1 protein-coding gene is annotated in these 279 nt (G+C 66.3%); it reads left to right on the top strand.

What is annotated here, in order from left to right; translation table 11 throughout:
* Window positions 1-38: 38 nt before the first annotated feature.
* The coding region (locus tag EN804_RS36795) for a hypothetical protein (RefSeq protein ID WP_210237410.1) at window positions 39-279 on the top strand (241 nt) is incomplete at its 3' end.

The following is a 279-nucleotide window of genomic DNA, read 5'->3' as shown; positions in this document are numbered from 1 at the left end:
GTTGGCCCTTCGTTCCGGGATGGATCGGGAGGTTGGCGATGTACCGCATCATGACGATCGCGTTGCTGCTGGGCCTGTCTGGCGCTGTTGCCGCCAAGCCGGAGAAAGCCGCTGTACAGATGGACCGGCAGGGCTCGGTCGCCGAACAGATGCGGCAGGTGGAAACCGCCCTGGCTGCCCCCGACTATGCCGAACTGTCTGCCGAGGATCGCGGCCAGGTGCAGCAGTCGCTGTCGCGCATCCGCCAGCACTTGGGCGAGCGCCAGACCGTGCAGGAAC

Source organism: Mesorhizobium sp. M8A.F.Ca.ET.161.01.1.1 (assembly GCF_004792105.1).
Classification (GTDB): domain Bacteria; phylum Pseudomonadota; class Alphaproteobacteria; order Rhizobiales; family Rhizobiaceae; genus Mesorhizobium.
The sequence above is the reverse complement of the archived record's forward strand: the minus strand, read 5'-3'. Positions and strand labels throughout refer to the sequence as shown.